Below are 23,952 nucleotides of genomic sequence, written 5' to 3'. Positions count from 1 at the left end.
CCGTCATGCGCTTGACGACGGTAATGCTGTCTTGCCCAGGCCATCGGCCCACGCGACGGTCACGTCCCGAGCCATGCGAGCCATGAAGTGCTCGGGCGTCGAGGAGAGCAGGCGTCACGGCACGCACCTTACAACGAAGACAGCCCTCGCACATCCGGTCAATCCCCGGCCTCCGCAGCGATCATCGCCGCTGCACGCCGGTCCACACACCTCTTGCCGAGGACATCGACGCTACCGCGGAGCGCCTTGACATGTCCGTCATAGCAGACTATTGTCCGCCATAGAAGAGTAAGGCGGAAAACATCAGCGCGCCCTCCCGGCACACCGGGAGGAGGTCCACGTCCACGCCCGCGCGTGGACGACGGATGACCGCTCGAGCAGAGGTGCCATTGGCTGAGGTGGCGCGGGCTGCGAACCATGACACGAGGAGGAAGGATGAAGATCTGAGCACGCCTCATCCCGACGGACGCGACGTCTACCGGGTACTCGACAGGGGCCGACCATCCATCAGCAGAGGCCTTCCCACGCCCCACGCCGGATTCACTGCTGCTTCAGCAACACATCACCAGCAATCCCTGCTCCCGTCGCAGCAAGCGCGCGGTCAGCGCGGACGATTGTGATCCGTTCCTGCAGTTCCTGCAATAAAGCCCTGGCACGCTCCCTGCTCTTTGCCACGACGACGGCCCGTGAGCGGAGCGCCCCTTCTGCCTGAGAGCAGGAGAGCTCTTCGCGTGGCGCACGCCATCAAGGAGAACAGGATGACGAAGCTGCGACTCTACAGCGCGAAGGCGTGCCCCTTCGCCCACCGCACCAGGCTCGTTTTGCAGGAGAAGGCGATCGACTTCGAGCTGACCGAGGTCGATCTGCAGAACAAGCCGCGGGCGTTCGTCGACGCCTCGCTTTACGGCAAGGTCCCGGCGATCGAGCACGAGGGCCACCGCATCTGGGAGTCGGCGATCATCAATGAGTACCTCGACGAGGTGTTCCCCGAGCCACGGCTCCTGCCCAGGGAGCCGGGCAGGCGCGCCCTGGCGAGGATCTGGATCGATCACGCGAACACGCGCCTCGTACCGGCGTTCACCCAGCTGCTCAGGGCCGAGACGCGAGACCAGGAGGCGGAGGGGCGCAAGGCGCTCGGCGAGGTGCTCGCGTTCATCGAGCGGGAGGCGCTGGCGAGGTCGTCGGGCCAGGGGCCCTACTGGCTCGGCGCCGAGATCAGCCTCGTCGATCTCTCCTTCTACCCATGGTTCGAGCGGCTGCCGGCGGTCGGCCGCCTCCGCGACTTCTCCATCCCCGCGGAGCTCACGCGGCTCCGGGCGTGGATCGAGGCCGTGCAGGCGCGCCCCGCGGTCCGCGCCATCCAGAATCCGGTCGAGTTCTATGTGGAGCGCTTCGCGAAATTCGTGAAGCCGGCGGCGACGACGGCGGCCTGAGCAGCGCCGAGGGACAAGGGACATCATGTTGAGACTCTGGGGTCACAAGAATTCTTCGAACGTGCAAAAGGTCCTCTGGGCGCTCGACGAGCTCAAGCTCGATTTCGAGCGCATCGACGCCGGCGGACCGTTCGGTCGCGTCAAGGACGCCGACTATCTCACCCTCAACCCGAACGGGCTGGTCCCGACGCTCGAGGACGGCCCGCTGGTGCTCTGGGAGTCGCACGCGATCGTGCGTTATCTGTTCTCGCGCTACGGGTCGCCGCCGCTCCAGCCGAGCGATCTCGCCGACAGGGCGCGCGCCGACGCCTGGACCGACTGGCAGTTCGGGACCCTGTGGCCCCCGATCCGGACGCTCCTCGTGCAGCTCGTTCGCACGCCCGAAGAGCGCCGCGATCAGGGCGCGATCGAGGCCGCGCGCAAGTCGGCGCTCGCCGCGCTCGGGATCCTCGACAAGCAGCTGTCACGGCACCCGTGGGTCGCGGGAGAGTACTTCACGTTCGCCGATATCCCCCTCGGTGTCGCGGCGCAGCGGTGGTACAACCTGCCGGCCGAGCGGCCCGCGCTGCAGCACGTCGACGCGTGGTACGGCCGCATCAAGCGCCGGCCTGGATTCGAGCGGTGGGTGGATCTGCCCCTGGGATGAGAGCGGGGCGCATCTTCGTGCGCTACGGGCTCATCCGCAGAGTGAAGCTCGCTGCGGCGTAATTTCGCTCGGTCGCCCGCTCCGCCCTCTCGTGATCCACCTCGCCGCTCCCGGACGGCCCCTCAGAACATCGGCAGCTCGGTGTCCAGCCCGAGGAGCACACGGCCCTGGACCTCGCGCGTGTGCGGGGCGACGAGGGCGTGCTGCGTGACGGCGTGAACGTCGCGGAAGCTGCGCTGAAGAGGGCTCTCCGCGTAGAGCGCCGTGGCGCCGCCCGCCGTGTACGCCAGATCGACGGCGCGCGCCGCGCCGAGGGCGGCGTTCGTCGCGGCGAGCCGGACGCGCGCCCGCTCCCGCAGCGAGATCGGCCTTCCAGAGACCGCGGCGTCCCAGACGGCGCCGACGGCCTCGAAGAGGTAGGCCCTGGCCGCGCCCAGCGTGGCCTCGGCCTCGGCCACGGCGAGCGCCGTCGAGGGCCGCGTCGCGAGCGACGTCGTCATGCCGCTCGGCCGCTTGGTCGCCGCGAGCCGGACCAGCTCATCGATGGCCGCGCGCGCCATCCCGAGCGCGGTCGTCGCGACCGCGCTCGCGAGGAAGCCGAAGAGCGGGAACACGAAGAGAGGCCCTGGATGCGTCGGAGCCGTCATCGGGAGTCGGATGCACCGGCTGCTCGGCACGAAGACGTCCACGACCGCGAAATCGTGGCTCCCGGTGCCGGCGAGGCCGGAGACGCTCCACGTATCCAGGATCTCGCACTCCGAGGCGCGGAACATCGGCACGACGGCCTCGGGGACGCCCCCGGGCAGCAGGCGCGGGGCCATCCCGTCGAAGACCACCGCGGTGCCGCCCAGCCAGTCGCAATGATGACAGGCGCTCGCCATCGCCCACCTCCCGGCGACCCGATATCCTCCCTCGACCTCGACGGCGCGCCCGCTCGGCGCGAAGACGCCGGCGGTCACGACATCCGGGCTCGCATGCATCTCTTTGCCCCCCTCCGCCGGGATGTACGCTTCGAACGCGCCGGTCGTGCCGCAGATCATGGCGCACCACCCTGCCGCGCCGTCGGCGCGCGAGAGCTCCTCGATGACCTGCAGCGCCGTGAGGGGGTCGGCCTCGAGCCCGCCCAGCGCGCGCGGACGACACATGCGGAAGATGCCCGACTCCCGGAGCGCCCTCGCGACCGGATCGGGCAAACGGCGCTCGCGCTCTCCCCGCTGGGCGTGCTCCTGGACGAGCGGGACGAGGCTTCGCGCCGCGTCGAGGAGCGACGCGGGGGCGGCAGAGGACATCGTGGTCATGGTGCTCGACTCACCCCTTCCTTGGCGGCTGCGCATAGCGCACTTCTTCAGCGTAGTACTCGGGGAACCCGACGATCTCCTGGAGCGCCGCGAAGCTCATCCGCGGGTCGGGGTGCCGGCCGGCGCGCAGGGCCGCGAGCGCCTCGCGCATGGCGGCGGCGGCGACCGAGAGCAGGGTGAGCGGATAGGCCGCGATCTTGTAGCCGATGGCCTCTAGCTCGGCCGGCGGGAGCACCGGTGTCCTGCCGTGATCCACCATGTTGGCCATGGTCGGCACGCGCACCTCGCGGCAGAACGTTCGCATCTCCTCGACGCTCTCGGGCGCCTCGAGGAACACGATGTCTGCCCCGAGGTCGGCGAACGCCCGCGCGCGGGCCAGCGCCTCGTCGAAGCCGTGCGTCTGGCGGGCGTCGGTGCGGGCCATGATGAGCACGCCCGCGCCCTCGTCGCGCGCGTCCACGGCGGCCTGGACGCGGGTGAACGCCTCGTCGCGGGGCACGACCTGCTTGCCGCGCGTGTGGCCGCAGCGCTTGGGAGCGACCTGGTCCTCGATCATGACGCAGGCCAGCCCGGCCTGCGCATAACCGCGCACCGTGCGCTTCACGTTCATCGCATTGCCGTAGCCCGTGTCGCCGTCGCCGAGCACCGGAATCGACACGGCGCCGCAGATCGCCCGCGCCTGATCGACCATCTCACCATACGAGATGAGCCCCGTGTCGGGCGCGCCGAGGCGCGCGGCGGAGACCGCGAAGCCGCTCATGAACGAGAGCGAGAAGCCGGCTTGCTCGATCAGCCGCGCCGACAGCGCGTCGAAGCAGCAAGGCATGACGAGGAGGCCGGGCGAGGCGAGCAGATCGCGGAGCTTCTGAGCGGAGGACACGGCGGGGACGATACCGCGATCGGCTGCCCGTGAGGCAAGCGCGAAGGGCCGAGAGGCGCCGCGCGCCGCCGCGCGCCGCGGCGCGCCCAACCAACGCCCGCACACGCAAGAGGGAGGGACGTGGGCGCGCGGCGGCGTGCGTTCCTGTTGCGGGCCCCCGGCGGCCGGGGGCAGGATGGGCCCCGCGATGATTCCGCACAGGAGAGGGGCATGAGCACGGTTTCGGTGAAGGAGATCGCGATCGACGGCCGCCCTGCCAGCGTCCACGTGGGCGGGCAGGGCGAGCCGCTGCTGCTGGTGCACGGCGCCTGGGGCGGGGCGTCGATGCACTGGGCGCCTGTCTGGGAGCGATTGGCGGAGCGCTTCCAGGTGATCGCGCCCGATCTGCCCGGCATCGGGCGCACGGACGCCCCAGGGCTCGGCTCCCTGGACGCCTATGCGCGCTGGCTGGAGCGGCTCCTGGACGAGCTGGGTGTCTCCAGCGCGTGGTGCGTCGGCAACTCCTTCGGAGTCTCGGTCGTATCGAGCTTCGCTACCCTGTTCGCGGCGCGCTGCCGAGGGCTCGTGTTCGTCAACGGCGTTCCCATCCCCCCGCTGCCGCGCCTCGTCGGCTGGCTCGGAGCGCGGCCGCTGCCCCGCCGGGTGCTGCGCGCGTTGATGCGGAAGCAGACCTATAGCCCCGGGGTCCTGAGCCGCGCCTACGCCGATCCCGGCCGCGCCCCGGCTGCCCTGCGGGAGGTCCTGGAGAGCGCCAATCCACCTCAGCTGGAGGCGGTGCTCGACGCCGCCATCCAAGGAGGTATCCGGGCCCCGCTCAGCCTGAATCCCCTCCTCGTCTGGGGCGAGGCGGACCAGCTCCTCGGCAACAGCGCGGACGACGCGAAGAAGCTTCACGCTTCGCTGCCGGGGTCGCAGCTCACCTTCATCCCGGCAACAGGGCACATGCCGCAGGTGGAGAACCCCGAGGCGTTCGTCGACGCGGTGTCGCGGTTCATCGAGGCGCGCGCGATCGCCGCCCGTCCGCGCGGCTTCGGCGGCCAGGCCAGCCCGGGCATATGAGCGCCTGGGGTGCGCGGGCGCATCGCCCTCAGGGCATCGTGGTGACCCGAGCCCGCTTTCCGAGCTGGACCGCGCCGTAGAGGAGATAGAGCCCGGCGAGCCCGACGAGCACGTAGATGATGCGGCTGAGCGCGCTGAGCCTGCCGAAGAGCCCGGCGACCACGTCGAACTCGAACAGCCCAACGAACGCCCAGTTAAGGGCGCCGATCACGACGAGCGCGATCGCCGCCCACATCAGCCCTGAGATCCCACGGTTGACCTGCTCCATAACCCCGGCAGAAGCACGCGCCGCGCCGCGCGATGCGTGCACCGCGCGCCCGCTGCGGCGCGACAGCGCGTCGCGCCGACGCCGCCGGCTCGCCTCGCCGTGCTGACGCCGCCGGCTCGCCGCGCCCGTCAGGCCGCGGCGCTCACGCCGGCGTGACGTCGAGCAGGGAGGGCAGGATCGCGCCGGAGCCGCCGGTGAACACGACGTCGCAGAGGCCGGAGATCGCGCTCGGCTCGACGTTGACCTCGGCGATGAGGGCGCCGTGGCGCTTGGCCATGGGGACGAAGCCGGCGGCGGGATACACAACGGCCGACGTACCGACGACGAGCAGGAGATCGCAGCCCTCGACGCCGGCGGCCGCCGCGGCGAGATCGCTCTCCTGGAGGGCCTCGCCGAACCAGACAACGTGCGGGCGAAGGACGCCGCCGCAGCCGCAGCGCGGCAGCTCCGCCGCCGTGAAGCGGCGGGCAGGGGCCTCCGGATCGGGGGAGCCGCTGCCCGCGAAGGCGGGCGTGATGGGCACGTCGCGGTTCTCGGTCACGCTCCCGCACGAGAGACAGCGCACCTGCCACAGCGAGCCGTGGAGGCGCACGGGGCTCCTGGAGCCGGCCTGCTCGTGCAGGCCGTCGATGTTCTGGGTGATCAGGGTGAAGACCCTGCCGGCCTCCCGCCACCGCGCCTCCAGCTGCGCCAGCGCGTGATGACCCGGGTTCGGCGCGCAGCCGAGGGCGCGCTCCCGGCGGTGATTGTAGAACTCCCAGACGAGGCCCGGATCGCGCCGCCACGCCTCGGGCGACGCGAGGCTCGTCGCCTCGTAACGCCGCCACAGCCCCCCAGCGCCGCGGAACGTGGGGATACCCGACTCCGCCGAGACGCCTGCGCCGGTCAGGACGGCGATCTTCCTGGCGCGGCACAGGGTGGACTGGAAGCGCTCGCGGCTCGTTTCGCTCATCACGGACCCCCTGAGGATAGATCGAGAGGGAGGCGGGCGGAGGACCCGACCCGAGCTCCCGTCGATTTCGGGTGTAAGCCGGCCGAGACGACCGCGTTTCCCTGGCACTCGGACGCGCCGAGCCCCGCCACAGCGGGCCCCGGCCGCGAGAGCCCCTTCGTCGGCTCGCCGGACGACCGGCGACACGCGGCGTTCACGCAGCGAAAGCGGCGAAGGGCCCGTCTCGCCCGTGGAAAACGCACCATGGGGCAGCCGCGCGTGCGGCCCCCGCAAGGACCTGTGTGTGGCGATCGGCGATGGCCGACCCACGAGAACGTACAGCAGGGATCCGCCCTCGCGATCCCCTTCAAGGAGGACACCTCAATGCGCACCCGGCCCCTCGATCTCGTCGCCCCCGCCCTCGTCACCGCGCTGCTCATCGGCTGCGGTGGCTCCACGCCTGCCCCCACGGCTGCGACCGCATCGGCCGCGCCGACCGAGGCCCCCGCCGGGCGAGCCACGCAGCCGGAGTTCGACGCGGCGCAAGACGAGGGCAGCGCGTCCGACGCCAAGCGCGAGGAAGCCGCGGCGAGCGACCCTGGCGCCGCGCCCGCCGCGGAGGCCGCGCCGCCGCCGGCCCCGCCCGTGGCGGCCGCCCCTGTGGCGCCCTCGCCGGCCTCGCCGGGGCCCGCGCAGTCGCGGGCGACCAAGGCGGGCGCCGCGCCCGGAGCGGACGCGCGCGTCCGCGTGACGGCGGGCGGCGCGCCCGCGCCCAAGAAGGCGCCCGCCCCGGCGGCGACCGCCGTGGCGCGCCCCGCGGCCCCGCCCCCGGCCGTCGCCGTCACCGCGCCCGAGCCCCAGGGCAGCGAGACGTACCGGGACTACGGCGTCAACCCGGTCGAGGACCCCGCGAAGGACCGGCTCTCGACGTTCGCGATCGACGTGGACACGGCCTCTTACGCCATCGCGCGCCGCAAGATCATGGATGGCGCGCTGCCCCCGTACCAGGCCGTGCGCGCCGAGGAGTTCCTCAACTACTTCGATTACGGCTACGCGTCGCCCGCGACAGGCCCGTTCGCCGTGCACCTCGCGGCCGCGCCCTCGCCGTTCACGTCGGGCCACCACCTCGTGCGCGTGGCGGTCCAGGGCAAGCGCGTGCCGGTCAAGGAGCGGACCCCGGTGCACCTCGTGTACCTCGTCGACACCAGCGGTTCGATGCAGTCGCCGGACAAGATCGAGCTCGCGAAGAAGAGCCTGAAGATGCTCACCGACACCCTCAAGCCGGGGGACACCGTCGCGCTCTGCACCTATGCGGGCAGCGTGCGAGAGGTGCTCGCGCCGACCGGCATCGAGAGCAAGGGGAAGATCCTCGCGGCCCTCGCCGACCTCACCGCGGGCGGCTCCACCGCCATGTCGAGCGGCATCGATCTCGCGTACAGCCTGGCCGAGCGGACGCTCGTGAAGGGGCACGTCAACCGCGTCATCGTGCTCTCCGACGGAGACGCGAACGTCGGCCCGACCTCCCACGACGAGATCCTGAAGACCATCAAGCGCGCGAGGGACAAGGGGATCACGCTGTCCACCGTCGGCTTCGGCCAGGGCAACTACAAGGATCTCATGATGGAGCAGCTCGCCAACCAGGGCGACGGCAACTACGCCTATATCGACAGCGAGGCGCAGGCGCGGCGGGTCTTCTCCGAGCAGGTCGGCGGGATGCTCCAGGTCATCGCCCGCGACGTGAAGATCCAGGTCGAGTTCGACCCGAGCTTCGTCAAGAGCTACCGGCTCATCGGCTACGAGAACCGCGACGTGGCCGACCGGGACTTCCGGAACGACAAGGTGGACGCCGGCGAGATCGGCGCAGGGCACAGCGTGACGGCCATCTACGACGTCGAGCTCAAGGCCACCGCGCCGAAGGGCGAGGGCGCGGCGCCGGTCGTCGTGCGCCTCCGCCACAAGGCGCCGCTCGGCTCGAACACGGCCGAGGAGACGCTGGTCAAGATGGCCCCGGGCGCCATCGCCCCCACCTTCGACGCGGCCCCGGCCGACTTCCGCTTCGCGTCCGCGGTGGCGGGGTTCGCGGAGGTCCTGCGCCACAGCCCGCACGCGCGCTCCTGGAGGCTCGCCGACATCGAGAAGATCGCGAGGGCCGCCGCGTCCAGCAAGGGCGATCAGCAGGAGTTCATCGGCGTCATCCGCCGCGCCGGCGCGCTCGCCAATGGCAAGACGGACGCCGTGGCCGTGAACGCCGACTGACGCGCGCGCGGCCTCGTTCGTGGTATGCGGCGGTGATGGGATTGCTCGCGATCTGCGGCTCGATCACCGCCGATCTCATCGGCTACGGCCCGCGGCTGCCGCGCCCCGGCGAGTCGGTGCTGGGCCGCCGCTTCCTCGTCGCGCCGGGCGGCAAGGGCGCGAACCAGGCGGTCGCGGCGGCGCGCTCCGGGGCGCGCGTGCGGCTCGCGGGCGCGCGCGGCGACGACGCCCACGGCGAGCTCTGCGCGGCCGCGCTCGCCGCCGACGGGGTGGAGCTCTCCGCCGTGGCGGTCCACCGCGGCGCGACGACGGGCGTGGCCCTGATCTGCGTCGACGAGGCCGGAGAGAACCAGATCCTCGCGATCCCCGGCGCCAACGCGCTCGTGACGCCGCCCTCGCCGTGCGGGGCCTCGGTCTGGCTCTGCCAGGGCGAGATCCCGGCGGCGGCGATCGACGGCGTGCTCGCGGCAGCGCGGGCCGACGGCGCGCTGTCGATCTGCAATCCGTCGCCCGTCAACGCCATCGATCCCGAGCTCGTCGGCCGGTTCGATCTCGCCGTGGTCAACGAGATCGAGCACGAGGCGCTGCGCGGTCACCTGCCGGAGCGCGTGGTGCTCACGCGCGGCGCGCGCGGCGCGGTGCTGCTGCCGTCGGGCGAGGAGCTCCCCGCCCTGCCGGCCCGCGCCGTCGACACGACGGGCGCCGGGGACGCCCTCACGGGCGTGCTCGCCGGCGGGCTCGCCTCCGGGATGGCGATCGAGGCCACACTCCGGTTCGCGATCGCGGCGGCGGGCATCTCGGTCGAGCGCGAGGGGTGTCAGACATCGTATCCGACGCGCGCCGAGGTCGAGCGCCGCCTCCAGCGCGCCACGGCTCCGTGACGGCCTCTCCTCCCGGCGTCACAGGGCACCTCGCCCATCACGCCCCCCTCGCGGTGAGCGCCGCGCCTCCAAGACATGACCCTGCACCTCGCCTGCAAGGGCGGCTATCCTGGCGGCATGACGAACTTTCGCGGGCCTGCGATAGCAGCGCTCGTCAGCCTCTCGGCCTGCAGTGTCCAGGAGCGCAACTTCGCGGGCGCGGGCGGGTCGGGCGGCGGTGATGGCGCCGGGACGACCGAACCTTCCAGCGCGAGCGCCGGCACGAGCGCGAGCACCGGCACGAGCGCGAGCGCCGGCACGAGCGCGAGCGCCGGCACGAGCGCGATGACCGGCACGAGCACGACGACCGGCTGCACGCAGGTCGAGGATTGCTTCAATGGCGGCGACGACGACTGCGACGACGCCGTCGACTGCGCGGACTCGGACTGCGCGGAGGGCGCGGTCTGCCTGACGGCACCCACGAACTTCGAGCTCGGCGTCGTCGTGGACGCGACCGAGCCGTGCCCTGACGGGTTCACCGCGAAGGAGACGCTCCTCTTCCGCGGCCTCTCCGGCAGCGGCTGCGAGGGCTGCGGCTGCACGCCGAACCCCACCGACTGCGCGGCGGATCTCTACCTCTACGCCGACGAGTCGCAGTGCGAGGCCGACGAGGCCGGGACGCGCGGCACGCTCGCGAAGCGGGTCGGGTTCACGTGCGACTCGAAGCCGATCAACAACGGGTTCGTCGACTGGGGCGGCGTGCGCGCGGGCCTCTTCGACGTGATCCAGAGCTGCACCGCGACCGGCACGGCGATCCCCGCGCCGGCGACGTGGAAGGAGTCCAGGAAGCTCTGCCACGCGACCGCCGGCGCGGGCTGCCGCGCCGGCGAGGCCTGCGTCCCGAGGCAGGCCTCGCCGGCGACGCAATGCGCGCTCGTGTCCGGCAGCGCCACCTGCAGCGGCTATGCGCGGCGCGAGAGCGACTGGTTCCGGGGGTACAACGACACCCGGACGTGCTCGTCGTGCTCGTGCACCGCGAGCGGCGGCGACTGCAACTACGTGCGCGTCGAGCTCGGCAACGACTACAGCTGCTTCGATCACGCCCAGATCTCGCAGGGCGGGCGGTACTGCGGGTACGCCTACTCGCCCCCGGCTCACCTCGTCGGCACGCCGACCAGCTCCACCTGCACCGCGCGCACGAACCTCAGCGGCTCGCTGGATCCCACGGGGCAGTCGACGCTCTGCTGCGTCGAGTAGCGGATGCTCGTGCCGCGCGCTCGCAGGCAGCTCCTCGCCGCGCTCTCGGCCGCCGCCGCGGCCGGCGCGCTCGCGGTGGCCGGCTGCGCCGAGCCCGCCGCGGTCCGCGCCGCGCCGGCCACGCAGCGCAGCGCGGCGTCGACCGGCGCCGGCGCCGGCGACGCGTCCTCGCCCGCGGGCCCCCCGGCGGCGCCGGCGGCGGGCCCCGAGCGCCGGGCCAGCCTCCAGTACCACCTCGACGATCGCGCGTTCCCCTCGCCGCTCATCGACGCCGTCGTGGCGGGCCAGCCGGCCGTGATGATCGTCGACACCGGCGCCTCCCACCACGTCCTCGCCCGCTGGCTCGCCGACGAGCTCGCGCTGCCCCTCTCGACCGCGGGCGACGTCGCCGTCGACCACGCGGGCAGGCCCCTCGCGGTGTCCCGCCTCGAGGACGCGAGCCTCGCGCTCTCCGGGTGGGGCCGGGTCGAGGTCTCCGCGCTGCTCGTCGTCCGCATGCCCGACGTCCTGCAGCGCATCGGCATCGGCGGCGTCGTCGCGCCTCAGGAGCTGGCGGGGCCGGGCCGCGCCGTCGTGCTCGACCTGCGCGAGGGCCGGATGACCGAAGCTCCGCGCGACGAGGCCGCACGCGCGCTCCGGGCGCGGTTCGGCGAGGCCGCCATCGTGGAGCTCGCCCGTTGCGGCGGCCCGAACCAGGGCAGCGAGCTGACCGCCAGGGCAAGCGTCGAGGGGATCGACGTCACGCTGAAGATCGACTCGGGGGCGTCACAGAGCTCGCTCTTCGCCGTCTCCCCCGCGGGGAAGCGGCTGTCGCGCCGGGCGACCGGCAACAGGAGCGCCTACGCCGCCTCAGGCAGGCACACCGTTCCCGTCCTTTCGGGCGCTCGCCTCCGGATGGCGGGGTTCGACGCCGCCGCGGAGTTCGATCTTCTGCCCGGCGAGCGGCGGGCGACCTGTCCGTCGGACGGATTTGCCGGCATGGATGTGCTCCGCGCCTGTGTGCTGGTGCTCGCCGAGGACGGCGGCCTCGCGGCCTGCGCCCCGCGGTGACCCGGTGAAGGACCGCGCGACGCGCGGACCGCCATGCCTCAGCGGAGGCGCGATGCGTCGTGGTAGAAGGGGCGCACGCGTGGACGCCTCTGTCGCCGCGGCGGAGGGGAGAGATCCGTTCCTCTGCGAGTCCGGGGCGCCCGCGGCGCTCGGGAGGCATCATGACGACAGGTTTCGAGTTCTTGACCCAGGACGACGAGCGGCTGCTGCTGGAGAAGTCGAGCTGCGTCACCTACCGACCGGGCGAACAGATCCTCGAGGAGGGCTCGCGAAGGCAGGGCATCTTCATCGTGCGCAGCGGCCTTGTCGGGGTCGAGGTCGCCCACCTCGGGCGCGGCGTGGCCCTCCGCCAGCTCGGCCCCGGCGCCATCTTCGGCGAGATGTCGTTCCTCGAGAGCGCCGCCGCGAGCGCCTCCGTCGTCGCCCGCGAGGAGTGCACGCTCGACGTCATCGAGGGCCCGTATGTGCACTCGCTCCTCGCCTCCGTCCCCGGGCTCGCGGCGCGCTTCTACCAGTCGCTCGCGATCATGCTCGCCCAGCGCCTCCGCGAGAACACCGCGATGCTCCCGCCGCTCCTCGTCGAGGACGTGCCGCAGGTCAACCGCTTTCACGCGGCGAGGACGGGCCAGGCCGGCACCAACAACATCCCTCCGAAGCTCATCGACACGGTCGAACAGTTCAAGTTCGAGATGATGATCGCCGACAGGATGGTGAAGGAGGCCAAGCAGCCCGAGGCGGAGATCCAGGAGAAGGTGAGCGCCGCGTGCCAGACGATCGTGTCCGCGCTGCGCGAGCACATCGAGCGCGAGCGCCACCTCGAGAAGGGCATCGGCGCCTATGTCTTCCGCGAGACGTTCTCGCTCTTCATGCTGAGCCGCACCGTCGACCGGTGTTACACGAAGCCGCGCGGCTACGCGGGCGACTTCTACACCATCGAGATGATGTACAACGACGAGCCCGCGGGCGACGGCCGCCTCGGCCGCTTCATCGACCAGTGGGGGCTCGCCATCGACGCCTGCCGCGCCGTCAAGAACAGGAGAGGCGTGCTGAGCCGCGCGCTCCGGGACGCCTGCAGCGCGCACGCGTCCGGCCCGGTCCACATCACCAGCCTCGCGAGCGGCCCCGCCCGGGAGCTGTTCGACCTCTTCGCGGAGGGGGGCGAGCTGCCCGACATCAAGGCGACGTGCATCGATATCGACAACCAGGCCCTCGCCTACGCGGCCGGCATCGCCGACCAGCTCGGCGTCATGGACCGCTTCAGCTTCGCGCAGGACAACGTGGTGCGGCTGGCCCACGGCCGCGGCAGGACGGTGCTCAAGCCCCAGCACATGATCTACAGCATCGGGCTCACGGACTATCTCCGCGACGATCTGGTCGTGAGCCTCCTCAATTGCATGCACGACAAGCTCCTGCCCGGGGGCGTCGCGGTCGTGGGCAATTTCGGGGTGAACAACCCGAGCAAGGCGTTCATGGATCACGTCCTCGAGTGGGAGCTGATCCACCGCAGCACCGATGATCTCAGGACCCTGTTCGCCCGGTCGAAGTTCGGGAGCACCCCCGTCGAGGTGCTCGCCGAAGAGGCGCAGGTGAACCTGTTCGCCTTCTGCACCAAGTGGTGACTAGCGGAGCCAGCGCACCTCGTATTCGCACGTGGGGTGTCCCTCGAAACGGCACTTCGTGTGGAGGCTCTGCCCTCCTCGCGCGCCCGAGAGCCGGAGCGCGTTCTCCTGCCACGCCGGCACCGCGTCTCTGCAGATCTGGCGCCCCGGGTCGGACTGCGGGTCGACCCCCAGGTAAAGTATCAGCCGGAAGAACCGCTCTCCCTCGGCGAGGGGCGCGAGCCGGCCGCCGTTGAAGTACATGCCCCACATCACGCCGGCCTGCCGCATGACGAGCGCGGGCGTGCCCAGCTTGAGCAGCACCTTGTGCGCGAGCGTCAGGTCCTGCTCGGCCACGTAGGCCGCGAGATCGCGGATGACACCGGACCGGTTGGGCCACCGCGAGATCTCGTCCGCGATCGCGTTCCAGACCGAGATGGGATACCAGCTGTGCGCCGCGAGATCGGGCGCCGTGAACACCGCCCGCGCGGCGGCGGGCAGCTTGGCGTCGAGGGCGGACATGGCCTGGCTCCCCCACCGCGTCTGCAGGTAGGTCCTCGTGTGCATGAGCGCCGACCCCCGGATCTTCATCGCCAAAGCCGCCCGTCCAGGATAGATGCACCCGGGCGGTGGGGGCCAGCGTGGCGCGCTGCGGGCCGCCTCGCACGCGCGCCCACACGCCGGCGATCGCGCGCGAAAGCGCCGTGAGCCCGCCCCCGGCGGCGCACGAGCGCGCTCACTGCAGGCGCTCGGCGGTCGGAGCCGGCGGCGGGGCGTCGCCGGAGCCCTTCGCCCGTCGCGCCTGCGCGGACGCGTCGAGCACGGCGCGCACCGCCTTCGCGAGCTGCGTCGGCGTGTACGGCTTGGCGAGGAAGTGGGCGACCCCGTCGAGCAGATCGGTCTGGAGGAGGGCGTCCTCCGTGTAGCCCGAGGCGTAGAGCACGGGCAGCGGGGCGCGCGCGCGGGCGAGCATCGCCGAGAGCGCGGGGCCGCGCGCGTCCGGCAGGACCACGTCGCTCACGAGCAGGTGGATGGGGCCTGGATAGGCGGCCGCGAGCGCGATCGCCTCCTTGCCGCTCCGCGCCGCGAGGACCGAGTAGCCGAAGGAGCGCAGCGCGGCGACGCAGAGCTCGCGCACCTGCGCCTCGTCCTCCACGACGAGCACGGTCTCCACGCCCCCGACGGCGGCCGCGGTCGCCCTCACAGGCTGCTCGCAGGGCACGCCGCGCACGCGCGGGAAGCAGATCGTGAAGCGCGTGCCCTGGCCGGGGGCGCTGGCGAACCCGATGTGGCCGCCGTGCTGCTTCACGATGCCGTGGCACGTCGCGAGCCCGAGGCCCGACCCCTTGCCCGGCTCCTTGGTCGTGAAGAACGGCTCGAACACGTACTTCTGCACGGCGTCGTCGATGCCCTGCCCTGTGTCCGTGACCGTGAGCTCCACGTAGTCTCCGGGCTCGATCTCTGGCCCCCACCCCCCGTCGCCCGCGCCGAGCGCCCTGTTCGCCGTCTCGATCACCAGGCGGCCCCCGCCGGGCATCGCGTCCCGCGCGTTCACGGCCAGGTTCATGAGCAGCTGCTCGAACTGCCCCCGATCGATGTGGATGGGCCAGATCTGGCTCCCCGGCAGCACGACGAGCTCCACGTCCTCACCCACGAGCGGGCGGAGGAGCGGCTCGACCCCGAAGATCAGCGCGTTCGGGTCGACGACGCTCGGCTGGATCAGCTGCTTGCGCGCGAAGGCGAGCAGCTGCCGCGTGAGCGCCGCGGCCCGCTCCGCGGCGGTGCCGATCTGCGTGAGGTGCTCGGCGACGGGCGACGCCGCCGGCACCTTGCGCACCGCGAGCTCCCTGTGCCCGAAGATCGCGGTGAGCATGTTGTTGAAGTCGTGCGCGACCCCGCCGGCGAGGCGCCCGATCGCCTCGAGCTTCTGGCTGTGCAGGAGCTGCTCCTCGAGGCGCCGGCGCTCGGTGATGTCGAGGCTCGTGCCGACCAGCCCGGTGATCGTCCCGGCGTCGTCCGTGACCAGCTGCGCCGCCATCTGCACGTGGCGCAGCTCCCCGCTGGACGGGCGCACGACGCGGCACTCGACGGGGCTCGCGATGCCGAGCGGCGACGCGGTCTCCGCGCCGCCGAAGACCCGGTGGCGATCCTCGGGGTGGATGAGGCCCGCGAAGAGCTCGAACGTCGGGCGCACCGAGGGATCGACGCCGAGGATGTTGTAGAGCTCCTCGGACCAGCGGATCGTCCGCGACGCGATGTCGTAGGACCAGCTGCCCACGTGGGCGATGCGCTGCGCCTCCTTCAGCATGCGCTCGCTGCGGCGGAGCTCCTGCTCGGCGCGGCGGCGCTCGGTGAGGTCGACGACCGCGCCGAAGAAGCGCGACGGCGGCCCCGCCCCCTCTACGAGGGGCAGACTGCTCAGCAGGCACTCCCGCACCGTTCCATCCCGGTGGCGCACGCGGAACGCGATCGCGCCCGACCCCTCTCCTGTCTCGTTCGCCAGCTGCAGGCCGGCTAGCAGCCGCTCCCGGTCGTCGGGGTGGACCGCCTCGAGAAAGGTCTCCGTCGAGGGCGTATCCGTCTCGGGATCGCGGCCCAGGATCCGGAAGAGCTGCCGCGACCAGGTGGTGCTGCTCTGGCCGAGCTCCCAGAGCCAGTTGCCCATCTGCGCCGCCTGCTCGCCCTCGTCGAGCTGCCGCCGCGCCGCCTCGACGAGGGCGGATCCCCTCGCGCTGCCCGGGTCTCTGGCCGGCGCGTCCGGGCCTCGCGCAGCGGCGACCCGACCTGGCGCGCGGGCGTGGGCCAGCTCCCGCTCCAGCTCGGCGACGCGCGCGCGGAGCGCGTCCAGCTCACGGCTCCCAGCGGTGCTCATGGCCGTCCCGTTCCTCGCTGGGGCAGAGCGGTGCTCATGGCCGGCCATTGTATGCCGCAGGCGGCCCGCCGGGGACTCCTCATTCTGCGGCCCCCGCCTCGGGCGCGCCTGGTTCTGTGCGTCAGCGATCCCACCCAGTGATCGCTGACGCACAGAACTAGCTCCGCCGGCGCAGGAGCAGCGTTCGCGTGATCTCCACGACCTTTTCCTTCACCCTGCCGTCGGCCTTGCCGAGCTCGGGCGTGAACAGGTCGGCGCCCTGCTCGATCAGGGCGCGCGGCGGCGTGTTCTTCACGCCGACGATCCGGAAGGTGACGCTCCCGGCGCCGCTCTTGGCCTCTTCCCTGGCGATCACCTTCGACGCGGCGAACAGCGTGTCGCCCGCGAGCACGCCGCTCGGGTGCGCCCCCTCGTCGAGGCCGAGGTCCCAGACGCCGCACCCGGCCGTGTCGCGGCTCGAGAGCGCGAGCACCCAGGACAGCACGAGCCCCCCGTGGACGACCCGCGTCTTCGCGAAGGAGCTCGACCTGGAGTACTGCTCGTCCACGTGCAGCGGGTGGGAGTTGCGCAGGAGGGTCGCGAGCTGCATGTGCTCGCTGTCCCCGATGGTCCTGCCGACCTCGTGGGTGATCACGTCGCCGACCTCGAAGTCGTCCCACGCGCAGGCGAAGCCGCCCTGGCGCGCCGGCGGAGGCAGCGGGCCGTCGAGCTCCTCCGGGAGGCGCGCCGGCGGCGCGTCCGGCTGCGCGACCGCGTGCGGCGCGTCCGCGGGGCGCTCCGCGACGCGGCCGGGGGGCACGAGCGCCTTGCGCTCGAACGAGCAGACGAGCAGCCCGTCCTGGTTCACCACCTGGGTCCTGACGTGCACGACGCCCTTGTCCCCCGTCGAGACCGGCTTCTTGCCGATGACCAGCGAGCTCGCGCGCAGCGTGTCCCCCGGATAGCAGGCCGCCGGGAACCGGACGTCGGTGTACGCGAGGTGCGCGATCGCCTGCTCGCTCACGTCGTGCACGCTGAAGGAGATCCCGAGGTTGAGGAGCAAGAGCGGGCTCACCGGCCTGTCCCTGAGCCCCACCGCCCGGGCCGCGACGCGGCTGGCGTAGGTCGGGATCGCGTCCTGGAACGAGGCCGCGAAGAGCGCGAGCATCCCCTCGTCCACGGTGACGTCCCAGGGGTGGGCATACACCGCGCCGACCGTGAAATCGTCGAGCTTGCGGCCGTAGCGAGGAGAGCGGACGCGGACCATCGGTCCGCGCGATCATGGCACAGGCGCGCTCGGCTGACGACGGCCCGCACGCGCGCCGCGCCTGCGCGTCACCTCTCCGCGCCGCGCACACCACGCCGCGCCTCTGCGCACGCGCTCGCTCGCTGGCTCACGCGCCCGGCCGACCGTTCGCGCCCCCCGCTCGCTCGTGCCTCCGCGCCGCGGCGGAGCGCGCCTCAGGGCAGCGGCCCTTCGAGCAGGGCGCGCGCGATGCCCTGCGCGAGCACCTCGTGCGGGCCCAGCTGGAAGAAGAGGCTGCGGGCGTCGAGCAGGAGCCTCGCCGCGGTCGAGCTCTCCGCGTAGCCGCTCGCCCCGTGGAGCTGCATGCAGGCGTCGGCCGCGTCCCAGGCCACGCGGCTGGAGAAGAGCTTCGCCATCGCCGACGTGAGCTCGCACGGCTGCCCGGTGTCCGCCACGTGCGCCGCGGCGCGCGTGAGCTGCCGCGCGGCGGCGACGCGCGCGATGAGCCCTCCGAGCCGGTGCGCCACGCGCGGGAAGGAAATGAGCTGCGACCCGAACTGCACGCGCGTCTTCGCCCGCTCGAGCGCGAGCTCCAGCGCGGCCTGCGCCACGCCCACGCCGCACGCGGCCGCGTAGGTGCGGCCCGTCACGAGCGCCCGCTGGATCTGGGCGATCCCCTCGCCCTCGCGCTCGCCGAGCAGGGCCTCGCGGCCGATCTGGAGCCCCTCGATCCGGAGCTCGTAGTGCCCCATGCCGCGCTGCCCGAGCGCCCGCAGCTCGGTCCCGGCCATCCCGGCGTCCGGGAAGTCGGCGCCCGGCGCGCCGCGCCGCTTCGCGATGACGAAGAGGCTCGGGCCGAGCGGCAGCTGCCCCTGTCCTCCCGGCGTCGTGGTCCTCGCGAGGGTGAGCACCAGGTCGGCGCGGGACGCGCCGGTGACCCACGCCTTCTTTCCGATGAGGAGGTAGCTGCCGTCGGCCTGGCGCTCGGCGCGCGTGACGACGCGCGCGAGGTCCGACCCGTACGCCGGCTCCGCGAACGCGAGGGCGCAGCGCGCCTCGCCGTTCGCGATGCGCGCTAGCCAGGTCCTGCGCTGCAGGTCCGTGCCGGATCGGGCGAGCAGGTCCGACGCGATGGAGGCCGTCATGGTGAGCACGCCGAAGCCGAGCGAGCCGCGCGCGAGCTCCTCGATGGCGGTCGCCATGGCGGCCACGCCGAGCCCGTCGCCCCCGTGCTCGGGCGCGGTGGCGAGCCGGAACACGCCGAACTGCCCCATGCGGCGGACGATCGACTCGGGGATGAGCCCGTTGCGGCGGTGGATCTCGGGGGCGAGCGGCTCGACGAGGCGCTCGACGAAGTCGCGCATGTTGTGCCGGATCCAGCCGACGCGCTCGTCCTCCGCGCCGGCGCTGGCGGGGATGCCCTGCTCGGCGGCCGCGCGCGCGATCGAGGCGACGGCGACGCCGGAGCCCGCGTCACGCGCCCACGCCGCGACCGCCGGGTGGCCGATCGCCTTGGCGACCTCGTCGTCGCGGAGCTCGAGCTCGCCGAGCGGCGCGATCTCTCCGCCACCCAGATCGACGCCGCCGCGCAGCGACAGGAGCAGCGCCCCCGCGTGCGCCTCGGCGACGGCCCTGGCCTCCCCGCCCGCCTCGCAGGCCCAGCTCGCGAGCGAGCGGCAGGCCTCGATCTCCGCGTAGAGGTGGGCGAGCGCGTGGGCGGCGACCTGGTGTCGATCGAGCAGCATCCGCGACACATGCAGCGGCACCGCGGCGGCGCCCGCCCGGACGAAGCTCGCGCTCCTCGGCGCGCCCCGGAGGGCGGTTCCCACCGCGCTCCCGACGTCCACCACCCGGTCGCGGAGGCGCCCGCGCGCGACGCGCGCGAGCTGCTCGGCGGAGGTGATCGCCTCGCGCATCCCCCCGGGGCTGTCGGCCTCGAGCTTTCGAGAAACGATCGTGGCGTGTTGCTCCCGAATCGCCCTCATCCCCCGATCCCCCCGCTTGCGGACTATGACCCACGCCTCGCTTCACGGGACGCAGAACACAGCGCCTTTACACCGCGCCACAGCCACGCTCCCCGCGGCAGACGCGGAAAGGCCCGCCGAGGATGCCACCCCAAACCGCGTTCGTCGAGCCTGGGCGCAGCCTCACTATCGCGAGGCGACAGCGCATTAAGGCCCTCCCTGAATCTGCTCAACGTCGGTTCACGTCGGCTTCATTCGGTCCACGTCGGCTTCACGTCGGTCCGCGTCGGCTTCACGCGTTCCGTCCCGCGACGCGCAAACAACCCAGCTCCACTCCCGATCATCAGTCTCAGACGTCCCGAGTCCCCCCGACGGCCGCCCCTCTCGGACGTACGTCAGGCCGCCCGAGCCGTCACATGGAGCTCACGGTCGGAAGCGCCGCCGAAGGCCCCCTGCAGACCCGGAGGAGCCTGTCCCCCAGCTCGACGGCCCACGACCGCACGGCGTCCGCCCGCGGGCACTGCGGCACCGCCTCGACCGCGTCCTGGATGAGCCGCTGCAGCAGCCGGGTCGTGCCGGAGAGCCCGAGCTCCAGCGCCGTGTTCGGGCGCCCGAGCGCCCCGTCGCGCCCCGCCGGCTTGCCCATGTCCTCCGGCCTCCCGACCAGGTCGAGCACGTCGTCCGCGACCTGGTACGCCTCGCCGATGCGCTGCCCGAGATCGCCCCAGGCGGCCCCGTCCTGGCCTGCGGAGAGCGCGCCGAGGGTCGCCGCCGCCTCGAAGAGCGCGCCTGTCTTCGCGCGCCGGTAGGCCGAGAGCGGGACCTTCGCCTCCGACTCCCACGCCTGCCCGGCGATGATCCCCTGCGGCATCCCGACGCCGCCCCCGAGCACCTCGAAGAACCGGACCGCCCTGCGCGCGTCGGTCACGCCGCTCGCCATCGCGTGGAAGGCGCCGCGCGCGAGCGCCTCGAAGGCGAGCACGATGAGCTGATCGCCGGCGAGCACCGCGATCGGCTCGCCGAAGGCCCGGTGGACAGACGGCCGGCCGCGCCGGATCGGCGCGTCGTCGAAGCAGGGGAGGTCGTCGTGGACCAGCGACGCGCAGTGGATGAGCTCCACCGCCGCCGCCGCGGCGTCGGCGGCCTCCGGCGCGGGATCGCCGTACGCCGAAGCGACGGCCAGGCAGAGCCGCGGACGGATGCGCGCGCCTCCAGGGAACACGGCGTGCTGCGTCGCCGCCAGGAGCCCGGGCGGCGACGCGGGCGAGGAGAGCGGCTCGATGGCGGCGAGGAGGACGCGCTCGATCCGGCGATCGAAATCCATGGGGGGCGAGTCTTGGCGAGCCTCAGGGGCTTGTCAATAGTTTGAACATTAGTTAAACAAAGTATAGACAAACTACCTCCGACGCGTACACTCCGACCATGGCGGACAGGAGAGATCGCGTCGTGGTGATCGGCGGGGGTATCGGCGGTCTGACCTCGGCCGCGCTCCTTGCTTCGAGCGGGCTCGACGTGGTGCTACTCGAGCGGGCGCCGCGCGTCGGCGGAAAGATACGCCAGGCGGTCCTCGGGGACCGCCGCGTCGACGTCGGCCCGACGGTGCTCACGATGCGGTGGGTCTTCGACGAGATCTTCGCGTCGCTCGGGCTCCGCTTCGAGGACCACGTGTCGCTCCGCCGGGCCGAGACGCTCGCGCGCCACGCCTGGCCGGACGGCTCGACGCTCGACCTCTTCGCGGACGTCGAGCGCTCCGCGGACGCGATCGGCGCGCTCGCGGGGGCGCGGGAGGCGGACGGGTACCGCCGGTTCAGCCGGTACGCGCGCGAGATCTTCGACGTGGTGGAGGCGCCGTTCATGCGCGCGGAGCGGCCCACGCTCAGGACGATCCTGAGCACGGCGGGCAACCTGGGCGTCGGCGGGATGATGAAGATCGACGGGCACCGCACCCTCCACCGCGCGCTCGGCGACTTCTTCACGGACGCGCGCCTCCTGCAGCTGTTCGGGCGCTATGCGACCTACTGCGGCTCGTCGCCGTACCTCGCGCCTGCGACGCTGAGCGTCATCGCGCACGTGGAGCGCGAGGGCCTCTGGCTCCCCGAGGGCGGCATGGGCCGCGTCGCCGAGGCGCTCGCCGCGGCGGCGGCCCGCGCCGGGGCGACGCTGCGCTGCGGCGCGCACGTCGCCGCCATCGAGGAGGGCCGCGGCCGCGCGACGGGCGTCGTGCTCGAGGGCGGCGAGCGCATCGAGGCCGACGCCATCGTGCTGAACGCCGACCCCGCGGCGCTGCGGGCCGGCCTGTTCGGCCAGCGCGCCGCCCGCAAGGCGCCGGGGAGCGAGCCTCGCTCGCTCTCGGCGGTCACCTGGGCGCTCGTGGCCGAGGCGAGTGGCTTCCCCCTCCTCCGGCACAACGTCTTCTTCTCCGGCGACTACGAGGCCGAGTTCCGAGCGCTGTTCGACCGCGGCGAGCTCCCGCGCGACGCCACGGTCTACGTCTGCGCCGAGGACCGCGGCGACGCGCCGGCGCACGAGGCCGGCGGGGTCGGGGCGAGCCCGGGAGGCGGAGAGCGGCTGTTCTTCATCCTCAATGCCCCTGCGACCGGTGATAAACACACCCCCTCATCGACGGAGATCCACGAATGGGAGCAGCGCGTGTTCCAGCAACTGCAGCGGTTCGGCCTCTCGCTGAAGAGCACGGGCGTCTCCCCGGTGGCGACGACGCCGGCGGACTTCGAGCGGATGTTCCCGGCGACGGGAGGCGCGCTGTACGGGCCGGTGTCCCACGGGTGGAACTCGACCTTCGCGCGCCCGTCCTCGCGCTCGAAGCTCCCGGGCCTGTACTTCGCCGGCGGGAGCGCGCACCCGGGGGCGGGCGTGCCGATGGCGGCGCTGAGCGGCCAGCTCGCGGCGCGGAGCGTGATGGAGGACCTCGCTTCGACCTCGAGATCCCGAGCGGGGGCTACGCCTGGTGGTACCTGGACGCGGTGAGCGACGACGGGCAGAGCGCGATCACGATCATCGCGATGCTCGGGAGCGTCTTCTCGCCCTACTACGCCAAGGCGCGATCGCGCGGCGCCGCGGACCCGCTCATGCACTGCGCGATGAACGTCGCGCTGTACGGCGCGCGCGCCGATCGCTGGGCGCTGACCGAGCGGCCGCGGGGCGCGGTCTCCAGGTCGCCGCGGTCGCTCGCCATCGGACCGAGCCTGATGGAGTGGTCCGGGGGTGAGCTCCGCGTCTCCTTCGACGAGATCACGGCGCCCCTGCCGTCCCGGCTCTCGGGGACGGTGCGCCTCCGCCCGTCCGTGCCCGGGCCCGCGGCGGACGGCGCGCACGATGGCGTCGCCCTGGACGGGCGGGGGCTCCACCGCTGGACGCCCATCGCGCCGATCGCGCGGGCCGAGGTCGAGCTCGCGCACCCCTCGCTGCGCTTCTCGGGCAGTGCCTACCTCGACACGAACGCCGGCGACGAGCCGCTCGACCACGCCTTCGAGCGCTGGACCTGGTCGCGCGCGCTCGGCTCGGACGGGATCGCCCTCACCTACGACGTCCGGCGCCGCGACGGCACGCGCATGCTCCTCTCGCCCGCGTTCGACGCGGCGGGCGGCGCGCGCGAGCTCCCGCCGCTCGCCCCGCGGCCGCTCGGCGACACGCGCTGGGGCCTGGCGCGGGAGATCGCCGCCGACCCGGGGTCCGCGCCGCGGCTCCTCCGCACCCTCGAGGACACGCCGTTCTACGCGCGCTCCCTCGCGGCCGCGACGTTCGGCGGCAAGCCGGCGACGGTCGTCCACGAGGCCCTCTCGCTCGACCGCTTCGCCAGCCCCTGGGTGCAGCTCCTCCTGCCGTTCCGCATGAGGAGGGCGCGATGACGCTCGCGATCTGGATCGGCACGGCGCTCGCCGCCTTCGCGACCATGGAGGTGTGGGCCGCGCTCCTCCACGGCAAGGTCTGGCACCACGCGCTCTGGCGCATCCACCGCACCCACCACGCGAAGCGGCGCGGCGCCTTCGAGCAGAACGACGCGCTCGCGTTCCTCCACGCCCCGATCGCCGCCGGGCTCATCATGTACGGCAGCTGGGGCGCGCCGGGGCCGCTGCGCGAGGCCGCGTTCGGCTTCGGCCTCGGCATGACCGCCTTCGGCCTCGCCTACGTCCTGGTCCACGACGGGCTCGTCCACGGGCGGCTCCCTGTCTCGGGCCTCGCGCGCATCCCGTACCTCGCGCGCGTGCGCGACGCGCACCGCGTCCACCACGGCACCGGCGGCCCCCCGTACGGCCTGTTCCTCGGGCCCCTCGTCCTCGCGCGGCGCGCCGTCGCGGGAGGCCGCGCCCAGCGCTCCCCGCAGCGGGCGCGGTAGC

The 23,952-nt window shown here is 73.0% G+C and carries 20 protein-coding genes; 11 read left to right on the top strand and 9 right to left on the bottom strand.

The genetic code is table 11. The annotated features are described in order from the left end of the window. Positions 1-758: 758 nt before the first annotated feature. Positions 759-1,433, top strand: coding sequence for a glutathione S-transferase family protein (locus WMF46_RS03195; RefSeq protein ID WP_437984240.1), 675 nt, complete (start codon positions 759-761; stop codon positions 1,431-1,433). Positions 1,434-1,458: 25 nt separating this feature from the next. Beyond that, on the top strand, positions 1,459-2,079 hold the full coding sequence (locus WMF46_RS03190; protein ID WP_437984239.1) for a glutathione S-transferase family protein: 621 nt from the start codon (positions 1,459-1,461) through the stop codon (positions 2,077-2,079). A 122-nt stretch (positions 2,080-2,201) separates the two neighbouring features. On the opposite strand, the gene WMF46_RS03185 is transcribed toward WMF46_RS03190, so the two are convergent. Together WMF46_RS03185 and WMF46_RS03180 are read right to left on the bottom strand one after the other, a co-directional pair. Further along, on the bottom strand, positions 2,202-3,377 hold the full coding sequence (locus tag WMF46_RS03185; protein WP_437984238.1) for an acyl-CoA dehydrogenase family protein: 1,176 nt from the start codon (positions 3,375-3,377) through the stop codon (positions 2,202-2,204). A 10-nt stretch (positions 3,378-3,387) separates the two neighbouring features. Next, entirely contained in the window at positions 3,388-4,257 is an 870-nt protein-coding gene (locus WMF46_RS03180; protein WP_437984237.1) for an isocitrate lyase/PEP mutase family protein, read from the bottom strand. Positions 4,258-4,467: 210 nt separating this feature from the next. Between WMF46_RS03180 and WMF46_RS03175 the strand changes: the two genes are divergently transcribed. Then, positions 4,468-5,316 carry an alpha/beta fold hydrolase gene (locus tag WMF46_RS03175; RefSeq protein ID WP_437984236.1) on the top strand — a complete coding sequence of 283 codons (849 nt, stop codon included), beginning with the start codon at positions 4,468-4,470 and terminating at the stop codon, positions 5,314-5,316. A 28-nt stretch (positions 5,317-5,344) separates the two neighbouring features. Here the strand turns inward: WMF46_RS03175 and WMF46_RS03170 are convergent, their stop codons facing one another. Further along, positions 5,345-5,551, bottom strand: coding sequence for a DUF378 domain-containing protein (locus WMF46_RS03170; RefSeq protein WP_437984235.1), 207 nt, complete (start codon positions 5,549-5,551; stop codon positions 5,345-5,347). Positions 5,552-5,726: 175 nt separating this feature from the next. After that, on the bottom strand, positions 5,727-6,536 hold the full coding sequence (locus WMF46_RS03165; protein WP_437744098.1) for an SIR2 family NAD-dependent protein deacylase: 810 nt from the start codon (positions 6,534-6,536) through the stop codon (positions 5,727-5,729). A gap of 363 nt (positions 6,537-6,899) precedes the next feature. On the opposite strand from WMF46_RS03165, the gene WMF46_RS03160 reads away from it, so the two are divergent. The 5 genes from WMF46_RS03160 (at position 6,900) to WMF46_RS03140 (ending at position 13,557) form a co-directional block, all read left to right on the top strand. Beyond that, positions 6,900-8,771, top strand: a complete 1,872-nt coding sequence (locus WMF46_RS03160) for a vWA domain-containing protein (protein ID WP_437984234.1) — start codon at positions 6,900-6,902, stop codon at positions 8,769-8,771. A 35-nt stretch (positions 8,772-8,806) separates the two neighbouring features. Continuing rightward, a complete protein-coding gene (locus tag WMF46_RS03155) occupies positions 8,807-9,652 on the top strand; it encodes a ribokinase (protein WP_437906935.1) in 846 nt (281 codons plus the stop codon). 75 nt (positions 9,653-9,727) lie between these two features. Then, complete coding sequence (locus tag WMF46_RS03150; RefSeq protein ID WP_437984233.1) at positions 9,728-10,888, top strand: hypothetical protein; 1,161 nt, start codon at positions 9,728-9,730, stop codon at positions 10,886-10,888. A 3-nt stretch (positions 10,889-10,891) separates the two neighbouring features. After that, positions 10,892-11,938 carry a retropepsin-like aspartic protease gene (locus tag WMF46_RS03145; RefSeq protein WP_437984232.1) on the top strand — a complete coding sequence of 349 codons (1,047 nt, stop codon included), beginning with the start codon at positions 10,892-10,894 and terminating at the stop codon, positions 11,936-11,938. A 161-nt stretch (positions 11,939-12,099) separates the two neighbouring features. Continuing rightward, entirely contained in the window at positions 12,100-13,557 is a 1,458-nt protein-coding gene (locus tag WMF46_RS03140) for a cyclic nucleotide-binding domain-containing protein (RefSeq protein WP_437549372.1), read from the top strand. Here the strand turns inward: WMF46_RS03140 and WMF46_RS03135 are convergent, their stop codons facing one another. The 5 genes from WMF46_RS03135 to WMF46_RS03115 all read right to left on the bottom strand — a co-directional run bounded on the left by WMF46_RS03135 (position 13,558) and on the right by WMF46_RS03115 (position 20,921). Further along, on the bottom strand, positions 13,558-14,058 hold the full coding sequence (locus WMF46_RS03135; RefSeq protein WP_437984231.1) for a hypothetical protein: 501 nt from the start codon (positions 14,056-14,058) through the stop codon (positions 13,558-13,560). Between the two features lie 214 nt (positions 14,059-14,272). Then, positions 14,273-16,408: an ATP-binding protein gene (locus tag WMF46_RS03130; RefSeq protein ID WP_437984230.1), complete on the bottom strand. Its 2,136-nt coding sequence runs from the start codon at positions 16,406-16,408 to the stop codon at positions 14,273-14,275. Positions 16,409-16,565: 157 nt separating this feature from the next. Beyond that, a complete protein-coding gene (locus tag WMF46_RS03125; RefSeq protein ID WP_437984229.1) occupies positions 16,566-17,654 on the bottom strand; it encodes a MaoC family dehydratase in 1,089 nt (362 codons plus the stop codon). Between the two features lie 194 nt (positions 17,655-17,848). Further along, positions 17,849-19,618, bottom strand: a complete 1,770-nt coding sequence (locus WMF46_RS03120; RefSeq protein WP_437984228.1) for an acyl-CoA dehydrogenase family protein — start codon at positions 19,616-19,618, stop codon at positions 17,849-17,851. Between the two features lie 391 nt (positions 19,619-20,009). Beyond that, a complete protein-coding gene (locus tag WMF46_RS03115) occupies positions 20,010-20,921 on the bottom strand; it encodes a polyprenyl synthetase family protein (protein ID WP_437906928.1) in 912 nt (303 codons plus the stop codon). Between the two features lie 98 nt (positions 20,922-21,019). Here WMF46_RS03115 and crtD point away from each other — a divergent pair, with 98 nt between their 5' ends. The 3 genes from crtD to WMF46_RS03100 are packed head-to-tail and all read left to right on the top strand — an operon-like array spanning position 21,020 to position 23,951. Further along, on the top strand, positions 21,020-22,582 hold the full coding sequence (gene crtD / locus WMF46_RS03110) for a 1-hydroxycarotenoid 3,4-desaturase CrtD (RefSeq protein WP_437984227.1): 1,563 nt from the start codon (positions 21,020-21,022) through the stop codon (positions 22,580-22,582). Next, on the top strand, positions 22,579-23,463 hold the full coding sequence (locus tag WMF46_RS03105) for a carotenoid 1,2-hydratase (protein WP_437984226.1): 885 nt from the start codon (positions 22,579-22,581) through the stop codon (positions 23,461-23,463). The genes crtD and WMF46_RS03105 overlap by 4 nt, the downstream gene beginning before the upstream one ends. Beyond that, the gene (locus WMF46_RS03100; protein ID WP_437984225.1) at positions 23,460-23,951 is read left to right on the top strand and encodes a beta-carotene hydroxylase; all 492 of its coding nucleotides are present in this window, start codon (positions 23,460-23,462) and stop codon (positions 23,949-23,951) included. Before WMF46_RS03105 ends, WMF46_RS03100 begins: the two co-directional genes overlap by 4 nt. Position 23,952: the final 1 nt, after the last annotated feature.

Source organism: Sorangium sp. So ce117, assembly GCF_051524395.1.
Lineage (GTDB): Bacteria > Myxococcota_A > Polyangia > Polyangiales > Polyangiaceae > Sorangium > Sorangium cellulosum_B.
Note: the sequence above shows the minus strand (reverse complement) of the source record. Positions and strands in the feature narration are given on the sequence as shown.

What these genes read in the sequence shown, in the direction of transcription:
- WMF46_RS03120 (WP_437984228.1), bottom strand. Translation starts at nt 19,618, where the DNA reads ATGAGGGCGATTCGGGAGCAACACGCCACGATCGTTTCTCGAAAGCTC.
- WMF46_RS03135 (WP_437984231.1), bottom strand. Translation starts at nt 14,058, where the DNA reads ATGTCCGCCCTCGACGCCAAGCTGCCCGCCGCCGCGCGGGCGGTGTTC.
- WMF46_RS03170 (WP_437984235.1), bottom strand. Translation starts at nt 5,551, where the DNA reads ATGTGGGCGGCGATCGCGCTCGTCGTGATCGGCGCCCTTAACTGGGCG.
- WMF46_RS03160 (WP_437984234.1), top strand. Translation starts at nt 6,900, where the DNA reads ATGCGCACCCGGCCCCTCGATCTCGTCGCCCCCGCCCTCGTCACCGCG.
- WMF46_RS03100 (WP_437984225.1), top strand. Translation starts at nt 23,460, where the DNA reads ATGACGCTCGCGATCTGGATCGGCACGGCGCTCGCCGCCTTCGCGACC.
- WMF46_RS03185 (WP_437984238.1), bottom strand. Translation starts at nt 3,377, where the DNA reads ATGACCACGATGTCCTCTGCCGCCCCCGCGTCGCTCCTCGACGCGGCG.
- WMF46_RS03155 (WP_437906935.1), top strand. Translation starts at nt 8,807, where the DNA reads ATGGGATTGCTCGCGATCTGCGGCTCGATCACCGCCGATCTCATCGGC.
- WMF46_RS03150 (WP_437984233.1), top strand. Translation starts at nt 9,728, where the DNA reads ATGACCCTGCACCTCGCCTGCAAGGGCGGCTATCCTGGCGGCATGACG.
- WMF46_RS03115 (WP_437906928.1), bottom strand. Translation starts at nt 20,921, where the DNA reads ATGGATTTCGATCGCCGGATCGAGCGCGTCCTCCTCGCCGCCATCGAG.
- WMF46_RS03175 (WP_437984236.1), top strand. Translation starts at nt 4,468, where the DNA reads ATGAGCACGGTTTCGGTGAAGGAGATCGCGATCGACGGCCGCCCTGCC.
- crtD (WP_437984227.1), top strand. Translation starts at nt 21,020, where the DNA reads ATGGCGGACAGGAGAGATCGCGTCGTGGTGATCGGCGGGGGTATCGGC.
- WMF46_RS03145 (WP_437984232.1), top strand. Translation starts at nt 10,892, where the DNA reads ATGCTCGTGCCGCGCGCTCGCAGGCAGCTCCTCGCCGCGCTCTCGGCC.
- WMF46_RS03165 (WP_437744098.1), bottom strand. Translation starts at nt 6,536, where the DNA reads ATGAGCGAAACGAGCCGCGAGCGCTTCCAGTCCACCCTGTGCCGCGCC.
- WMF46_RS03130 (WP_437984230.1), bottom strand. Translation starts at nt 16,408, where the DNA reads ATGAGCACCGCTGGGAGCCGTGAGCTGGACGCGCTCCGCGCGCGCGTC.
- WMF46_RS03125 (WP_437984229.1), bottom strand. Translation starts at nt 17,654, where the DNA reads ATGGTCCGCGTCCGCTCTCCTCGCTACGGCCGCAAGCTCGACGATTTC.
- WMF46_RS03195 (WP_437984240.1), top strand. Translation starts at nt 759, where the DNA reads ATGACGAAGCTGCGACTCTACAGCGCGAAGGCGTGCCCCTTCGCCCAC.
- WMF46_RS03190 (WP_437984239.1), top strand. Translation starts at nt 1,459, where the DNA reads ATGTTGAGACTCTGGGGTCACAAGAATTCTTCGAACGTGCAAAAGGTC.
- WMF46_RS03140 (WP_437549372.1), top strand. Translation starts at nt 12,100, where the DNA reads ATGACGACAGGTTTCGAGTTCTTGACCCAGGACGACGAGCGGCTGCTG.